Raw genomic sequence first — 16,415 nt, forward strand, 5'->3', positions numbered from 1 at the left:
CGAAGCGATTATAATCGGGATTGGCATTAATGTGAATACAAACTGAATTTCCAGAAGAAATAAAAGAAAAAGCTACGTCGCTCGCTATTTTAGCAGGGCACTCGTTCCCTCGCGCTAAGCTTCTTCAAGAAATTTTAAGGCAACTTGAAAAATACTATCAAGTATTTATGGATGATGGGTTTAGTCCGATTAAATTACTTTGGGAAGCAAAAGCGATTCCTTTTCGTGAAAAAATCATTGTGTCCACTATGCAAGGCTCCATTGAAGGGACCGCAGAAGGGATATCAGACGAGGGTGTGTTACTTGTGCGAGATGATAGCGGGGTGCGACACCAAATTTATTCGGCAGATATTGACTTCTTTAGTGAAAATTAATTTTTGATGATTTAAAAATGGAAATTGAAGCGATTTCGCTTATGAAAATATCATTTTATAAAGAGTGACCCTTAGAAAATGCTAAGTTTTAGCATTTTCTTTTTTGATATAAATTGTGTAAAATAAAAAGCGATTAGGAGGTTAGTCATGAAGAAAATCATGCTGTTTATTGGGGTTTGTGTGTTAGGGTTAGCGCTTGCGGCCTGTTCGCAAACGGAATCACAAAAGAAAGAGGCAAGTGAAAAAACGAAAGAGACGAGTCAAGCGGGAAAAGCTTTTTTAACGACGATTGGAACAAATGATTTTAAAGAGAAACTTGACCAAAAAGAAGACGGCTTTATCTATGTTGGTCGGCCATCATGTGTGGATTGTCAAGCTTTTCAACCGATTTTAAAAGAGGCGCTACAGGAAGAGAATTTTTCTGGTAAAATGGCTTATTATAATACGGATGCTGCCAGTAAAGAAAATCGGGAACAGATGATGAGCTTATTAAAAGGGTTAAAAATTGATTCTGTTCCTACGATGGTCTATTTAAAAGATGGAAAAGTCGCATCCAAATTTTTAGGAAATGATAGTAAAAGTGAGTTGAAAGAGTGGTTAAGTCAAAATAAATAGTCTTTTGTAAGTAGCCCTTGCTTGAATGGTAAAAGCGAGGGCTGTTTTTTCAAAAAAGTGTGCTTTATACCATCTCGTAAATGTGCTAAACTATCAGATGAAGCAATGAATTTGATCGTATTCTTAGGAAACGATACCTCAATGCTTTTATTTCAACCATTTTTTGCCGTGATTCAGTGAATGAACATGGACGAAAGGACGCGTTAATGATGAAAAAACCTATTGATTTTATTGCTATGAAAGAAAATCAAGAAAAAATAGTAATGGTCACGGCCTATGATTTTCCTTCTGCCAAAAATGCAGAGGCTTCAGGCGTAGACATGATTCTTGTGGGCGATTCTCTTGGAATGACAGTGCTTGGCTATGACTCTACTGTAGCTGTTACGACGGATGATATGATTCATCATACAAAAGCAGTGAAACGAGGCGCTAAAGATACCTTCGTTGTAACGGATATGCCTTTTATGACCTATCACGGGACGGTAAGTGAGACAATAGACCGTGCTCGGCTGCTTATTCAGGAAACAGGCACGGATGCTCTTAAATTAGAGGGAGCGGACGAAGTAGTGGAGCATATAGCGGCTCTAACCCATGCAGGTGCTCCGGTTGTTGCTCATCTTGGGTTAACGCCTCAATCTATCGGACTGACAGGAAGTTATAAAGTCCGGGCGAAATCACAACAAGAAGCAGAAAAATTATTAGAAGATGCCAAAAAAGTAGAAGAGGCTGGAGCGATTGCGCTTGTTTTAGAAGCGATTCCGAAACAACTGGCAGAGCAAGTGACGAAAAGTTTACGCATTCCGACAATTGGAATTGGAGCGGGTGTTCATACAGACGGTCAAGTGCTCGTTTATCACGATATTATCGGGTATGGCATTATGCGCCGCGCGAAATTTGTTAAAGATTATGCCGAAGTGGATCCTATTATCGAGAGAGCTCTTACACAATTTGCTAAAGATGTAAAATCAAAAGAATTCCCAGAAGATAAGCATTCTTATGCGATGAGTGAAGAAGAACTTCCAGGATTGTACGGGGGAAAATAAGATGAGAAGAATTATACGGACAAGACAAGAATTGCATCAATCGATTAAATCACTTGAAACGGGATCTATTGGTTTTGTTCCCACGATGGGGTACTTGCATGAAGGGCATCTTGCGCTCATCCAAAAAGCAAAATCAGAAAATGATTTTGTCGTAATGAGTATTTTTGTCAACCCTCTGCAATTTGGGCCTAATGAAGATTTAACGGCGTATCCTCGAGATGAAAAGCGCGACCTGAAACTTGCAGAAGAGCAGGGTGTAGATATTCTTTTTTTACCAAATGTTAGTGAGATTTATCCGGTTCCTTTATCCACAACTATTCATGTTGAAAAGCGTGTGGATGTGCTAGACGGTGAGAAGCGACCAGGTCATTTTGATGGTGTGGCAACGGTCCTTTTAAAACTTTTTCATCTTGTCATGCCAAATCGTGCTTATTTTGGGCAAAAAGATGCTCAGCAACTGGCGATTGTAGAAGCGCTCGTAGAAGATTACTTTTTACCAATTGCAATTCAGCGAGTTGAAACAGTGCGCGAGGCGGATGGTTTAGCGAAAAGTAGTCGAAATATCAACCTCACAGTGGATGAGCGAAAAGAGGCACCTATTATCCATCAAGCCCTTTTGGCGGGGAAAAAATGCATTTTAGATGGTGTGGAAGATGAGACAACTATCCTAGCAGAAGTACAAAAAACGCTTGGGAAAAGTGACTAAAAAAGTAGATTATTTAGCCCTTTATGAGTATCCTAGTTTCAAAGCTGTGACAGATTTTTCTAGAACGCTCATTTTAGCGATAGCCGTGCAGTATGAAAAAGCGCGTTTAATTGATAACGAACTTATTAAGCGAGGTGAAGAAAATGCTTAAAACGATGATGTATGCGAAAATTCACCGAGCAACTGTAACGGAAGCTAATTTAAATTATGTAGGCAGTATTACGATTGATGAAGAACTTTTGGAAGCGACAGGGTTACTCCCGAATGAAAAAGTACAGATTGTAAACAATAATAATGGTGCACGGTTTGAAACGTATATTATTGCGGGTGCAAAAAAAAGTGGTGTGATTTGTTTAAATGGTGCCGCTGCAAGATTAGTTGCACCAGGGGATATTGTTATTATTATGGGCTATGCGCAAATAGATGCAGAAGAAGCCAAAACGCTTTGCCCTAAAGTCATTGTGTTAGACGAAAAAAATCAAATTGCAGAACGCTTATACGAGGAAAAAGCGAATACAAAACTATAAAATTTAGTGGAACTGGTTGTAGGAAGGTGAATTAAATGGGACGAAAGTTAAAAAAATATGTAGTCGTAGATTTGGAAACGACAGGCAATCAAGCATCAAGAGATGATCGAATTATTCAATTTGCCGCCACTATTGTGGAAGGAAAACAAATTGTAGAGACTTTTTCAACCTTTATTAATCCTTTAAAACCAGTTCCACCTTTTATTCAGGAGTTAACGAGTATTACGCCGGATGATTTAAAAGATGCGCCTCTTTTTGAAGATGTGGCTGAAACGATTTTGGCTCTTTTAGATAATACGATTTTTGTAGCCCATAATGTTAATTTTGATTGGACTTTTTTACAAAAGGAAATGCGCCGAGTAGGGCTCTCTATTCCTAAAATGAAACTGATTGATACGGTGGAATTAGCGCGTATTTTATATCCCTCTGTAGATAGTTATAAATTGCAGGATTTAGCGGATGAATTTGGCTTTATCCATGAAAATCCGCACCAAGCAGATAGTGATGCGCTTGTGACGGCGGAATTATTTATTAAATGTGTCGAAAAACTAGAAGGGTTGCCGGTTGCGGTGATTCGAAAAATGACGACGATTGCTCAGCCGCTAAAAACACATTTACCGGAGCTTTTCTTTGAGATTGAAATGAAAAAGGACCGATTGGCAGAAACACTGCCTGACAAGTGGCTAATCCACCGAGGTTTAGTAATTCGTCGAAAACAAATTCGGAAACCGATTTATCAAACGAAAGGAAAACTTGATTTTCCAGAATCGACCGCAGAAAAATTAGCGTTATTTAAGCGTGCGGGCGCCCCTTTATACGCGAGAAGTGGTCAATTTGATATGATGAATATTGTTTTTCAAGCGATGAAAGAAAAAAGTCATGCGCTTATTGAAGCTGGAACGGGGATAGGAAAATCATTGGGGTATTTTTTACCTGCGATTTATTTTGCCAAACAAAAGGAATTACCTGTCATTATAAGTACATATACGAATCTTCTTCAAACACAGCTTTATGAAAAAGATGTGCCCCTTCTCTCTAAATTAACAGGGTTTGATATTCAAGCCACCCTTTTAAAGGGAAGAGATCATTACTTAAACTTATTTAAATTTGAACAACTGCTTTATGAAAGTGACCCGCAGTATGATGTGGTGGTGACCAAATTAAAGCTTCTCATCTGGTTAACGGAAACCGAAACAGGTGATATTGATGAAGTGAATTTATCGAGCGGAGGAGAATTATTTTGGAACCGAATGAAGCACACAGGTTGGTATTTATCCGAGAAAAAAGATCCTTGGATTGACTTTGACTTCTATAAATTTAGCTTGGAGCAAGCTCGCCACGCGGATTTAGTGATTGTCAACCATGCCCTCCTTCTTTCCGACCATTTTAGTGGGAGAAATTTATTGCCAGATTATTCGTTTGCGGTTATTGATGAGGCGCATCATTTTGCGGAAAGTGCGCGAAAACAAAAAAGCTTTTACTTGTCTTATCGAAAAGTTAAATACTTTATGAATCAGCTTGGGACACTTGAAAAATACTCTTTATTAAGCCGACTTGAAATGGTCTTTCCCGGAGAAGAAAGTCTCTATGATTTAGATATTGCCCAAGTGAAATTGAATGAGGCGGCAGATGAATTGTTTAGCCTACTTCATGCACGAATATTAGCAAATCAAAGTAGTAAAAAGGAACTTGTTTTGATTGAAAATAAAACGAATGTCCACTTTGATTCTGAGCTCCTTTATGCCGGTCAAAATGTGCTTGTTTTATTCCGAGAAATTGAGGAACATATTGGCATTCTTTTGCAAAAAGGAAAACAAGAGGAGGGTGAGTTAAAAGAAGCAGAAACTGTTTTTATTGAAGAAGTCTATTCCTTTTTACTGGACTGGAAACGGATGCGAAAGGATTTTGAAGACTTGCTTCAAGAAAAAGAACAGATGATGACCGTTTCTCTTCTGGCTGATAAAAATGGAGCGCTTGCGAGTTTACGAATTGTTGGTACGCTGATGGAAGTCGAGCGGGCGCTTCAAGAAGATTTCTTTAGTCAAAAGAAAAGCGTCATTTTGACGTCTGCTACGCTCTCTATTCATCATGATTTTTCTTATATAAAAAAAGCACTTGGGCTAGAAAAAAGCGCACTCATAGAAGCGCAAATTCCGTCTCCGTTCGATTACGAAGAAAATGCGCGAATTTTAATCCCGCAAGATATGCCTCAAATTAAAGGTACACCCGTGGCCGATTATGCGAAGGCCCTTGCTGATTATTTAAGCGATGTCGCGGTTTGCACAAAAGGGCGAATGCTCGTTTTATTTACGGCAACGGACATGTTACGGGAGACCCTACGATTTATGAAAGAAAAAGAGGAACTTTTGGAATATATGATTTTAGCACAAGGCGTTTCAACAGGCAGTCCTGCGCGACTCACAAAGCAGTTTCAGTTGTTTGAAAAGGCCATTTTACTTGGAACGACTAGTTTTTGGGAAGGGATTGATATTCCGGGTGAAAAATTATCGTGTCTTGCGATAGTCCGTTTGCCTTTTAAGCCGCTCGACGATCCCTATACGAAAGCCCAAATTGCACTGCGCAAAGAACGTGGTGAAAATGCATTTCAAACATATTCCTTACCAGAAGCCGTGCTTCGCTTTAAACAAGGCTTTGGGCGTTTAATTCGGCGGGAGACCGACCGAGGTATTATTTTAGTTTTTGATAATCGAATGGATACGACCAAATTTGGAAAAAGCTTTTTAAATTCTATCCCTAATGTCCCGACGAAAAGAGGGGAAAAGGCGATGATTTTAAAAGAGCTAAGCGATTTTTTTGATACAGAATCATCATAAGGCTTCAAAAAAAAGCAGCAAATTGCTATAATAGGAACATATTGAAATTCAGCCCTTTTGGCAATTTACGAATAGAAATGAGCGAATAAATTTGCAAAAACGAAAAAACAGGCGAAAAATAGCCCTTTATATTCTCATCCCAATTGGCATTCTCATCCTTTTAGGTCTAGCATTCTTTTGGTTTTTGCACAGCGCCGAAAAGCCACTAAAAGCGGATGAAAAAGCGGCATTAGAACGAATTAGCGGTAGCGTAGATTTAAAATCACATGATGGCTTTTACTTATACAACGGACCAAAAGAAACCTATTATGTTTTAACTGGGCAAAATAAAGCCGGAAAAGACATCGTGGTTTGGGTTCCAAAGAAAAAATCAGGCGAAGTTTTAGTCAAATTTGCGTCTGATGGCATTAGTGAAAAACAAGCACGTGAGATTGTTCAAAAAGAAAAAAATCCAAGCAAAATTTTAAATGTTACGCTAGGTATGGAAGATAACATCCCCATTTGGGAAGTGAGCTATTTAGATAAAAACGATAATCTTGGTTACTACGACATGACTTTTCAAGATGGCGAATGGCTAAGACAAATCGAGAATTTATAAGAGGAGGAGAAAATAATGGACTTACCTTTGTCAAAACGTGTGCAGGAAGTAGCGCCCTCACCGACGCTTTTTATTACAGCAAAAGCGAAAAAAATGAAACAAGATGGTATTGATGTCATCGGCCTCGGCGCAGGAGAACCTGATTTCAACACGCCGGAAAATATCATTCAGGCAGCTTATAAGTCCATGGAAAACGGCTTTACAAAATACACGCCTTCTACTGGAATTCCTGAGTTGAAAAAAGCCAATCGTTCAAAAATTAGAACGTGACCAAGGTGTGCGTTATAAGGAAGAACAAATTTTCGTTGGAACGGGTGCGAAACATGTTTTATATTCAGCGTTTCAAACGATTTTAAATCCAGGTGATGAAGTGATTATACCAGTACCTTACTGGGTCACATATCCCGAACAAGTGAAGCTAGCAGGAGGCGTTCCGGTTTTTGTCGAAGCGGGATTTGAGGCAGATTTTAAAATTAGTCCGGCAAACTTTGAAAAACATATCACGCCTAAAACAAAAGCGATTGTTTTAAATTCCCCGAATAACCCAACTGGTATGTGTTACTCAAAAGCGGAATTAAAAGCATTGGCTGATATAGCGGTTAAACACAATTTATGGATTGTTTCAGATGAAATTTATGAAAAATTATATTACGGCAATCCTTCTGACGTTGTTTCTGTTTCGAGCCTTAGTCCAGAAATTTATGCCCATACGATTTTAATTAATGGGGTTTCAAAGGCCTATTCTATGACAGGTTGGCGAATTGGTTATGCAGCAGCAGACGAAAATGTGATTCGTGGAATGGGTAAACTGGCCGATCATATGACGAGTAACCCCACAGCAAATGCGCAATATGCGGCCGTTGAAGCCTATAACGGGCCACAAGATGTGCCAGAAAAAATGTATCAGGCCTTTTCTGAACGTATGGCGCGATTTTATCCGCAGTTAGAGGAAATCCCTGGTTTTAAACCAAAGAAACCAGATGGCGCATTTTATTTCTTTATTGACGCGAGTGAGGCGGCGAGACGTAAAGGTTACGAGAGTGTGGATGCTTTTGCGGACGCTTTACTAACGGAAGCGCTTGTAGCGGTTATTCCGGGTTCAGGTTTTGGGATGCCAGACTATATTCGGTTATCTTATGCCACAGATCCAGAACTATTTCAAGAAGCACTAAATCGATTAAAAGACTTTATGAATTAATAGGGAGTGTACAGGGTGAAAATTACAATTAATCAAGTAAAAGATTATGTAGGACAAGAGGTAACAATAGGCGTTTGGCTTGCTAATAAACGTTCAAGTGGAAAAATTGCCTTTTTACAAATGCGTGACGGGACTGCTTTTATGCAAGGTGTTGTGGTGAAAGCGGAAGTTTCAGAAGAAATTTTTACTTTAGCGAAAGGTATGACACAAGAAACGAGTTTTTATGTAACGGGTGTCATCCAAGAAGATAGCCGTTCTGCGTTTGGTTATGAAATGACTGTTCGAAATATTGAAGTGATTTCAGAGGCTCATGATTATCCAATTACACCAAAAGAACACGGTACTGAGTTCTTAATGGATCATCGTCATTTATGGTTGCGTTCTAACAAACAACATGCCATTATGAAAATTAGAAACGAGATTATTCGCGCTTCTTATGAATTCTTTAACCAAGAAGGTTTTATTAAAGTTGACCCACCTATTTTAACAGGAAGTGCGCCTGAGGGGACAACGGAACTTTTCCATACGAAATATTTTGATGAAGATGCTTATCTTTCACAAAGTGGTCAATTATACATGGAAGCGGCTGCTATGGCTCTTGGCAAGGTGTTTTCATTCGGTCCCACTTTCCGTGCTGAAAAATCTAAAACGCGCCGTCATTTAATTGAATTTTGGATGATTGAACCTGAAATGGCCTTTTATACATTAAAAGATAGCCTAGAAGTTCAAGAAAAATATGTGGCGTTTCTTGTAAAATCCGTTTTAGACAACTGTGCCATTGAACTTGATCGTCTTGGTCGCGATACAGCTGTTCTTGAAAAAATGACAGCACCGTTTCCGCGGATTACGTATACAGACGCGATTACTTTATTAAAAGAAAAAGGTTTTGATGATATTGAGTGGGGAGAAGATTTTGGTGCCCCTCATGAAACGGCTATTGCCGATAGTTTTGAAAAACCTGTTTTCATTACACACTATCCAAAAGGTATTAAACCTTTCTATATGCCGGAAGATCCTGAAAATAGCGAAGTCGTCCTTTGTGCCGATTTAATTGCGCCTGAGGGCTATGGTGAAATTATCGGTGGTTCTGAGCGGATTCACGACCTAGATCTTTTACTTTCTCGTGTGAAAGAATTTGGCCTAGATGAAGAAGCTTACAGCTGGTATATAGACTTGGCACGTTATGGCTCAGTGCCGCATTCTGGATTTGGGCTTGGTTTAGAACGAACAGTCGCTTGGATTTCAGGTACAGAACATGTTCGTGAAACCATTCCATTCCCACGTCTATTAAATCGTCTTTATCCGTAAAATTAATTTGAAGCGAAACCATTTCTGGTTTCGCTTTTTTTGTTGGGAAAATTTAATTTTAGCGATATTTTCTTATTTTTTTCGTCTATGCTATAATTTTAAGTGAGGTGTTTAGGATGAATCAGAATGAATTAAATAACTGGATGGCAGAAGGTTTTGTCACTTTGCCCCAAGTTTTAATTAAACATTATACAAAATTAAACATAGATGAAACGGAATTCATGCTCATTTTGCAAATCGAATCATTTCGAACAAACGGAAATTCGTTTCCAAGCATTAATGAGCTTACAGAGCGAATGGGGGCATCTTTTGAACAAGTGACACGTTTACTTGAGTCACTCATTCGAAAGGGCATTTTAGCTATCCTATCAAAGGAAAATAAGCTAGAAGGTGAAATTTATTCACTTGAGCCTCTCTATCAAAAATTAATCGCTTTACTTTCGAATCATGAACTAGCGGAGCAAAAAAAGGTAGAAACAGACGCTGAAATCCATATTTACCGTGTGTTTGAATCGGAATTTGGTCGGCCTCTTTCACCGCTTGAAGCTGAAATGCTTTCTGGCTGGCTAGATCAGGATCATTTTGCGCCGGAGTTAATTCGTGAGGCACTAAAAGAGGCGGTTATTTCGCAGAAACTTAATTTCCGTTACATTGACCGAATTTTATTAAACTGGAAAAAAGAAAAGGTGAAAACGGTGGAAGAAGCGCGTCAGGTTGCGGAGGATTTCCATATGAACGGCCGCACAGGTAGAATTACGAGCCGAAAAGAAATAGAAAAAAGTAAAGATTCTATTCCGCTTTATGACTGGCTAGAAAATCGAAAAGGATGACAAGCATGCTAAACAAAAAACAAACCATCATGTGTATTGAGGAAATGGCCAAAATGTTTCCCAATGCGCATTGTGAACTTGTCCATAAAAATACATTTGAATTATTAATTGCGGTCGTTTTATCGGCACAATGCACGGATAATTTAGTGAATAAAGTCACTGCTTTTTTATTTGAAAAATATCATACGCCAGAGGATTATGTGGCCGTTCCACTAGAAGAACTTGAAGCAGATATCCGTTCTATCGGCCTTTATCGAAATAAAGCAAAAAACATTCAAGGTTTATCAAAACGTCTGCTGGAAGAATTTGACGGACAGGTACCAAAAACACATGAAGAACTTGAAAGTTTACCTGGTGTCGGTCGAAAAACAGCAAATGTGGTCTTATCAGTCGGATTCGGCGTGCCAGCCATTGCCGTAGATACACATGTGGAGCGTGTGACAAAGCGCCTAGCCATTTGCCGGTGGAAGGACTCAGTTACAGAAGTAGAAGAAACGCTAAAAAGAAAATTGCCCAAAGAGATGTGGTCAGAGGCACACCATGATTTAATTTTCTTCGGTCGCTATCACTGTAAAGCCAGAAAACCAGAGTGTCCCACTTGTCCACTCCTTTATATTTGCCGAGAAGGAAAGAAACAAGCGAAAGTGAGAGGATTCGATGGCTAAATTCCAATATGTAAAAGAGCTACAACATGACGCTTTTCAGCCACCCGATGTCAACGTAAATGAATTTGACCCCGAAGCCATTTTTATATCCGGCTGTCCATTTTGGCAAGAAACCCTTTTTTATTCAAAAAAGGAGGGAATCAGGCCGTGGGAAAAAGATCCCGACAAAGCCTGCCGAAAACTCGCCAAACAAATGACAGCCATTTTAGGAACAATGGAAGCTAGACTTCGCATGCGCCAAAAACCAGAATCTTACCTTGTCAGAGATGCACTTGGCATTTTTTTGTCTGTTTTATTTTGGAGTAATCAAAAGCCCGTCTCCTTAATCAATTTAAAGGACTCGCTCGCCCAACTGGACATCAAACCCTTAAATATCGAAGAGCGACTTTTCTATTGTTTGGAAAAAGGAAATACATTTTCAGGTTTTCGCCAGCTAAATGAATTGCTACTTGAACAACGTAAATTAATCGCCAAAAAAGGCGTTTAGATGTGTATTCATAACAGATTAACAAGCATCATGTTAACCTTTTATATGTAATCTAAGGATAGAAGAATAGATGTCACAGCGGTCAGCAAAAAAATTTAATCATCTACTCATGGTCGTTTATTTTTTATGAGTGGATTGTTTTTTTGAAAAATCGACAAAAAGGAAAAATTAGAGGAATGTAGAGCTATAAAACAGAAGATATTTTCTGTCTGTTTAGAGTTTGTTCTTTTCAACTTAAAACAGCTAAACAAGTTAAAAGCATACGTAGATCTTGAATTATAAAAATAAAACAAGCAAAAATCCAGTAATCAAGCCATTATAACAAAATGGATATTACTGGATTTCTGCTTGTTTTTATTTAATCTCCAAACTATTGATATAGTTTGGACACATCTTTTTTATTCTGTTGTACCTGGTGATGGTGGATCACCATTTCCTGACTGTCCGTTATTATTTTCTGGGTTATTATCCCCATTTTGATTTTGCCCGTTATTTCCAGTGGCATTATCGTTTGCACTCGTTTCTGCAGGAATAGAAACTGTCGTTGTGGCGGCTCCGCTTGTTTTGCCATCTTTTACAGCGACAACACTAATGGTGACAGTAGAGCCTGGAGTCATTCCAGCTACCGTAATGGAAGTGGTAGAAACGGTAGATTTTTGCCCGTTTACAGTCACTTCATAGGTTGCTCCTTCTACAGCACCCCAACTTGCAGACACTTGTTTTGTAGTTGCATTATAAGAGGCTGAAAGACCGGTCGGGGCAGAAAGAGGTTTATTTTTTTCTGCTTCTTCTTGTTTTCTCTTTTCCTCTTCCGCTTTTTTCTTTTCTTCTTCCGCTTTTTTCTTCGCCGCTTCCGCTTCTTCTTTAGACTTGTCATCTTCTTTTGTCTTTTTCTCTGTAGTTGAAGAAGAAGTTCTGCTTGGAACGGTTCCAGCAAGGAATAATTCCATAGATACTTGATCGCTTGGTGTTCCTGAACCAGCTCGAACAGGTGGATTAGATCCTTTTAGAATTGGTACGGAAACCACATTACTAGGTGCTTTAAAGTCGGCTGTTTCTTTGTTAGCAGAAACATGACTCATCAAGCTACTGAACATGCGTTGTGAAATTTTTTTGTTCATCCGCTGATAAATAATTTTTCAAACTATCATAACCTGTCCAAACAGCAATCGTGTAGTTCGTCGAGTATCCAGCAAACCAAGCATCACGTGCAGCGCCATTTGGATAAAGGTATTTGTTTTGAGCAGCTTCATCAAAGTTTGTTGTACCTGTTTTACCAGCAACAGGCACACCTGGAACGGCTGCACTAGTACCTGTACCAACAGATAGAACATCTTTTAGTACATCAGAAACCATATAAGCCGTGGATTCTTTCATCGCCACTTCACTCTTTGGCTCCAAGTCCATCGTTGTCGAGCCGTCAGATAACATAATTTTAGTCACAGTATGAGGTTTCGTATACATCCCTTGGTTACCAAATGCAGCATAAGCACCCGCCATTTGCAGTGGATTTGATTCATTTGCACCAATCGCATAAGACTCATAAAAATCTTTATAGTTAAAGCCAAGTCCATTGGTAAATGCTTTCGCTTTATCTAATCCAACAGCCTGTAAAGTCTTAAGCGCCGGGATATTACGTGACTGATAAAGGGCTTGTCGTAAAGTAATTGGCCCTTTGTAACCGAAGTCCCAGTTATTAATTTTATTTCCACCAGAATAGGTGTATGGTTCATCGTCTAAAATTTGAGCTGTGGACCAATTTAAATACTCAAAAGCAGGCCCGTAATCAGCAATAGGTTTCATTGTAGAACCAACTTGACGTTTTAGTTGTGTCGCATAATTGTACCCACGCGTCACATTCTCAGCCTGATTTCGTGAACCACCGATAGCCTGAACGCGGCCGTTTGTTGTATCTTGTAACACAATACCAGCCTGCATTTTATCATCGGAAAATTGAACGATATCATTTGTATTGAGCATTTTTTCCGTATATTGTTGTGCGTCTTGGTCAAGTGCCGTATAAATGGTTAAACCATCTGAATAAACATCGTATTCTTCTGGAATTTCATTTAAAACTTGTGTGACATAGGCATCATATTTATACGTTTTATCTTCGCGATCTTCTTTCGAGCGTAAACCTTTTGAAATGGGTTGACTTTGCGCCTCTTCCATTTCTTGTTTGGTAATTTTATCATGATTGTACATGTTTTTTAAGACTAAATCGCGACGTTTTTTGGCTAAATCAGGGTAATCATACGGGTTGTAATTATTTGGACTTTGCGGCATTCCCGCAATAAGCGCTGTTTCAGATAAGTTTAAATCCTTTAAGTTTTTCCCAAAGTAATGTTCAGCAGCTGTTTCCATGCCATGTACGCGGTCCGACATATATACTTTATTGACGTAAATTTCAATAATATCGTGTTTACTGTATTTTTCCTCTAATTGTAAAGCAAGGTAAGCTTCTTGTGCTTTACGCGCTAATGTTTTATTCGTGTAGTCAAGATAGCTCATTTTAATGATTTGTTGGGAAAGCGTACTTGCTCCCTCTGCCCCAAAACCATTTTTGACATTGGCTAATACGGCCCCACCTAATCGAATAGGGTCTAAGCCATCATGGGAGTAAAAACGTGAATCTTCAGTTGCTAAAATTGCGTTTTCGAGCTGTTTTGGAATATCTTTATATTCAATATACTCACGGCGTTCTGTACCGATTTCCGCAAAAACCTTACCATCCTTATCTAATAATTTGGAAGATAGCGGGTCACGCAATTTTGAATCAGTGAGTTCGGGTGCGTCCTTTGCATAGACATAAAATAAAGATGCACCAGCAGCAATGCCAAAGAATGCTAAGAAAAGAACCACAAAGAAAATGGATTTAAAAATGTTTTTTGTAAGATTTCTTTTTGGTTTTTTTTGGCGAGGCATTCGTTTTTTTGCTACGATACTCTGATCTAGTTTGCGGTTTTTCTGCCATTAATTTTTCTCTCCTTTAAACAAATTAGACTAAAAAAAGGTATCTATAATACTTAAGTAGTCTAATCTTGGATTTAGACCATAGGGAATTTGTTTAGAATGTGCTTGAAGCTCTTCTAGCGTGATGGATTTTCGTCCGCCACTTTCCATTCGTTCCCAAAACGGCAAGAAACGATCGAAACGGGTTAAATAAACCACACCAAGTGAACTAAAAGAAGTAATCACAAAAGCAAAGCCATCTTGCTTTAAGATCTGTTTCATATGTTCCATCTGATGAGGATGGAAGTTACTAAGTGGAAAAGAGGTTTTATTTTTGGTTTCTTTCGCTTCAAAATCTAGATATTTTCCTCGATATACACCGTTATAGTCTGTCGTTGAAGGTTGTTTGAAGTAAGCCTCTTTAATTGTTGCATTACTTCTTTTCGGGTAGTCGACTCTAACAATTTGAACGGGAGTAGGCTTTTTATGAATGACTGCCCGCTCATGTGCCAAATAAAAGGCATTGGTTTCATTTAAATCTTCCTCGAGCGACATACCGCGTTTCCCGTAATTTGTCATTTTATTTTTTACAGGAACAGAATCTTTTGTTTGAACTTTCCTTTTCTTTCCATTCGGATAGCCAATCGCCATATGCTCACCTCAATTACATTTGAATTCAAAATGAACCATTCTTTATTATACCAAATTAAAATGAAAATGATAGTCATTTTAGAAGAACTATGCGTAAAAATGGGAGATTAACTGAGCAAAATGATGTTTTAAGCATAGAAATGTTTGAAATAGACTAGAATATGGTATGCTAGAGGAACCGAGAGTGGAGGTGTTTATTTTGGATGACTTAAAAGTGCGGACATTAGCGCTCTTAGAACAAAATGAACAAAATTTTAATCGTTATTTAGCGAATCAAAAAAACCAAGAAGATTTTGATTTTTATCAAGATATGAAACCTTTTGTAGACACAGCAAAAGAAAAGTGCGAACAATTTTTAGAGCTCGCCATTCCTTATGTGAATGAGTTTAGACCCCTATATTTAACGGAAACACAACTTAGACAGTGTTCCGATAACATTCAAATGACCGCTGTGAATTGTTTTAACGGAAAATCGTTTTATAAACATTTTCACGATCACTATGAATCTTCTAAGTATACACTAGAACGTATGCAAACTTCATTAGAACGAGGTGAAAATTCCAAGTGAAATCATTAGCTATTTCCGGATATAAAAATTTTGAGTTGGGTATTTTTAAACGTGATGCCAGTGAGGCTAAGTATATCCAATTAGCGCTTAGGAAAAAATTACTTTCTTATATAGATGAGGGTTTGGAATGGGTGATTATTTCTGGTCAGCTTGGGACGGAACTTTGGGCAGGGGAAGTGGTTTGTGAACTAAAAAGTGAGTTTCCAGTAAAACTTGCGATTTTAGAACCTTTTTTTGAACAGGCGGGAAACTGGAATGAAGCGAACAAGCTTTGGTATGAAGAAGTAGTTGGGGGCGCAGATTATCATGCGTTCATCACAGAGCGACCATATGAAAATCCAGGTCAGTTCGGAATGCGAGATCAATTTATTATTGAAAATACGGACGGCGCACTGCTTCTTTATGACTTTGAAAAGGAAGGATCGCCCAAGTTTTTTTACGAACGGGCTAAACATTTTTCGGAACAAAATGAGTACGCGCTTACACTAATCGATTTTTTTGAGCTACAAGAAATTGTGTTTGAAAGTCAAAATGATTTTTAATTTTTTCTAAAAAAGATGGCTTTACATTGACAAATGGTGTGAGATTTGGAAGAATAAGGGTATAGTTTCAATGAACTAAACGCATGAAAAGGAGTCAAAGCATTTTTAGTACTCTATCATGGAATGAATAAAATTGAGGTGGGTATTATGGCAGAAGAACAATTCGAATATAATTTAACTGCAAAAGAAATTTTAGAAAAAGAGTTTAAAACTGGTTTACGTGGCTATAATCCTGAAGATGTTGATGAGTTTTTAGATATGGTCATTAAAGATTATGGAACTTTCACACAAGAAATCGAAGCGTTGCAAGCTGAAAATATTCGCCTTGTGCAAGAGCTTGATAGCGCGCCTACAAAGCCTGAGGCAACAAGAAGTGCGTATCAGGCGCCTACGCAAACTACTGGCACAACGAATTTTGATATTTTAAAACGTTTAATCAAATCTAGAAAACATGTTTTCGGAAATAAACTAGACGAAGGCGAATAAATGTGATAGTATCACTTAGTGGAAAAATGTA

The 16,415-nt window shown here is 38.4% G+C and carries 13 protein-coding genes and 4 pseudogenes; 15 read left to right on the forward strand and 2 right to left on the reverse strand.

The window, feature by feature from the left end:
* The 12 genes and pseudogenes from LFLEISCH_RS15035 to LFLEISCH_RS10200 form a co-directional block, all read left to right on the forward strand.
* Nucleotides 1-374: pseudogene (locus LFLEISCH_RS15035) on the forward strand (biotin--[acetyl-CoA-carboxylase] ligase); the annotation flags it as partial.
* 147 nt (nucleotides 375-521) lie between these two features.
* Complete coding sequence (locus LFLEISCH_RS10150; protein ID WP_007476082.1) at nucleotides 522-989, forward strand: thioredoxin family protein; 468 nt, start codon at nucleotides 522-524, stop codon at nucleotides 987-989.
* Between the two features lie 209 nt (nucleotides 990-1,198).
* Nucleotides 1,199-2,032, forward strand: a complete 834-nt coding sequence (gene panB, locus LFLEISCH_RS10155; protein WP_007476084.1) for a 3-methyl-2-oxobutanoate hydroxymethyltransferase — start codon at nucleotides 1,199-1,201, stop codon at nucleotides 2,030-2,032.
* A gap of 1 nt (nucleotide 2,033) precedes the next feature.
* A pseudogene (gene panC / locus LFLEISCH_RS10160) lies at nucleotides 2,034-2,889 on the forward strand (pantoate--beta-alanine ligase).
* Complete coding sequence (gene panD, locus LFLEISCH_RS10165) at nucleotides 2,882-3,265, forward strand: aspartate 1-decarboxylase (protein ID WP_007476085.1); 384 nt, start codon at nucleotides 2,882-2,884, stop codon at nucleotides 3,263-3,265. Before panC ends, panD begins: the two are co-directional and overlap by 8 nt.
* Before the next feature lie 35 nt (nucleotides 3,266-3,300).
* Nucleotides 3,301-6,099, forward strand: coding sequence for an ATP-dependent DNA helicase DinG (gene dinG, locus LFLEISCH_RS10170; protein WP_007476087.1), 2,799 nt, complete (start codon nucleotides 3,301-3,303; stop codon nucleotides 6,097-6,099).
* Between the two features lie 91 nt (nucleotides 6,100-6,190).
* Nucleotides 6,191-6,697: a cell wall elongation regulator TseB-like domain-containing protein gene (locus LFLEISCH_RS10175; RefSeq protein WP_007476089.1), complete on the forward strand. Its 507-nt coding sequence runs from the start codon at nucleotides 6,191-6,193 to the stop codon at nucleotides 6,695-6,697.
* A gap of 15 nt (nucleotides 6,698-6,712) precedes the next feature.
* Nucleotides 6,713-7,895, forward strand: a pseudogene (locus LFLEISCH_RS10180) (pyridoxal phosphate-dependent aminotransferase).
* A gap of 15 nt (nucleotides 7,896-7,910) precedes the next feature.
* Nucleotides 7,911-9,203, forward strand: coding sequence for an asparagine--tRNA ligase (gene asnS, locus LFLEISCH_RS10185; protein WP_007476096.1), 1,293 nt, complete (start codon nucleotides 7,911-7,913; stop codon nucleotides 9,201-9,203).
* A gap of 116 nt (nucleotides 9,204-9,319) precedes the next feature.
* Nucleotides 9,320-10,033 (forward strand): DnaD domain-containing protein, encoded by a 714-nt coding sequence (locus LFLEISCH_RS10190; RefSeq protein ID WP_007476097.1) that lies wholly within the window; start codon nucleotides 9,320-9,322, stop codon nucleotides 10,031-10,033.
* Between the two features lie 5 nt (nucleotides 10,034-10,038).
* Nucleotides 10,039-10,698 (forward strand): endonuclease III, encoded by a 660-nt coding sequence (nth, locus tag LFLEISCH_RS10195; protein WP_007476099.1) that lies wholly within the window; start codon nucleotides 10,039-10,041, stop codon nucleotides 10,696-10,698.
* Nucleotides 10,691-11,185 carry a YpoC family protein gene (locus LFLEISCH_RS10200; protein ID WP_007476101.1) on the forward strand — a complete coding sequence of 165 codons (495 nt, stop codon included), beginning with the start codon at nucleotides 10,691-10,693 and terminating at the stop codon, nucleotides 11,183-11,185. Before nth ends, LFLEISCH_RS10200 begins: the two co-directional genes overlap by 8 nt.
* Nucleotides 11,186-11,712: 527 nt before the next feature.
* Here LFLEISCH_RS10200 and LFLEISCH_RS10205 read toward each other — a convergent pair.
* Nucleotides 11,713-14,159, reverse strand: a pseudogene (locus tag LFLEISCH_RS10205) (PBP1A family penicillin-binding protein); the annotation flags it as partial.
* A gap of 29 nt (nucleotides 14,160-14,188) precedes the next feature.
* Complete coding sequence (gene recU, locus LFLEISCH_RS10210; RefSeq protein WP_007476103.1) at nucleotides 14,189-14,788, reverse strand: Holliday junction resolvase RecU; 600 nt, start codon at nucleotides 14,786-14,788, stop codon at nucleotides 14,189-14,191.
* Nucleotides 14,789-14,954: 166 nt separating this feature from the next.
* Between recU and LFLEISCH_RS10215 the strand changes: the two genes are divergently transcribed.
* From LFLEISCH_RS10215 to gpsB, 3 genes are all read left to right on the forward strand, one after another.
* Nucleotides 14,955-15,356, forward strand: a complete 402-nt coding sequence (locus LFLEISCH_RS10215; protein ID WP_241432903.1) for a DUF1798 family protein — start codon at nucleotides 14,955-14,957, stop codon at nucleotides 15,354-15,356.
* Nucleotides 15,353-15,898 carry an SLOG family protein gene (locus LFLEISCH_RS10220; protein WP_007476106.1) on the forward strand — a complete coding sequence of 182 codons (546 nt, stop codon included), beginning with the start codon at nucleotides 15,353-15,355 and terminating at the stop codon, nucleotides 15,896-15,898. The genes LFLEISCH_RS10215 and LFLEISCH_RS10220 overlap by 4 nt, the downstream gene beginning before the upstream one ends.
* Before the next feature lie 147 nt (nucleotides 15,899-16,045).
* Nucleotides 16,046-16,384 (forward strand): cell division regulator GpsB, encoded by a 339-nt coding sequence (gpsB, locus tag LFLEISCH_RS10225; protein WP_007476108.1) that lies wholly within the window; start codon nucleotides 16,046-16,048, stop codon nucleotides 16,382-16,384.
* The last annotated feature ends 31 nt before the right edge of the window (nucleotides 16,385-16,415 follow it).

Origin of the sequence: Listeria fleischmannii subsp. fleischmannii LU2006-1 (assembly GCF_000344175.1) — a bacterium.
Classification (GTDB): Bacteria; Bacillota; Bacilli; order Lactobacillales; family Listeriaceae; genus Listeria; species Listeria fleischmannii.

Coding starts and splice junctions, on each gene's coding strand:
- LFLEISCH_RS10215 (WP_241432903.1), top strand. CDS start 14,955: ATGCTAGAGGAACCGAGAGTGGAGGTGTTTATTTTGGATGACTTAAAA.
- panB (WP_007476084.1), top strand. CDS start 1,199: ATGAAAAAACCTATTGATTTTATTGCTATGAAAGAAAATCAAGAAAAA.
- LFLEISCH_RS10190 (WP_007476097.1), top strand. CDS start 9,320: ATGAATCAGAATGAATTAAATAACTGGATGGCAGAAGGTTTTGTCACT.
- recU (WP_007476103.1), bottom strand. CDS start 14,788: ATGGCGATTGGCTATCCGAATGGAAAGAAAAGGAAAGTTCAAACAAAA.
- gpsB (WP_007476108.1), top strand. CDS start 16,046: ATGGCAGAAGAACAATTCGAATATAATTTAACTGCAAAAGAAATTTTA.
- panD (WP_007476085.1), top strand. CDS start 2,882: ATGCTTAAAACGATGATGTATGCGAAAATTCACCGAGCAACTGTAACG.
- dinG (WP_007476087.1), top strand. CDS start 3,301: ATGGGACGAAAGTTAAAAAAATATGTAGTCGTAGATTTGGAAACGACA.
- LFLEISCH_RS10200 (WP_007476101.1), top strand. CDS start 10,691: ATGGCTAAATTCCAATATGTAAAAGAGCTACAACATGACGCTTTTCAG.
- nth (WP_007476099.1), top strand. CDS start 10,039: ATGCTAAACAAAAAACAAACCATCATGTGTATTGAGGAAATGGCCAAA.
- LFLEISCH_RS10150 (WP_007476082.1), top strand. CDS start 522: ATGAAGAAAATCATGCTGTTTATTGGGGTTTGTGTGTTAGGGTTAGCG.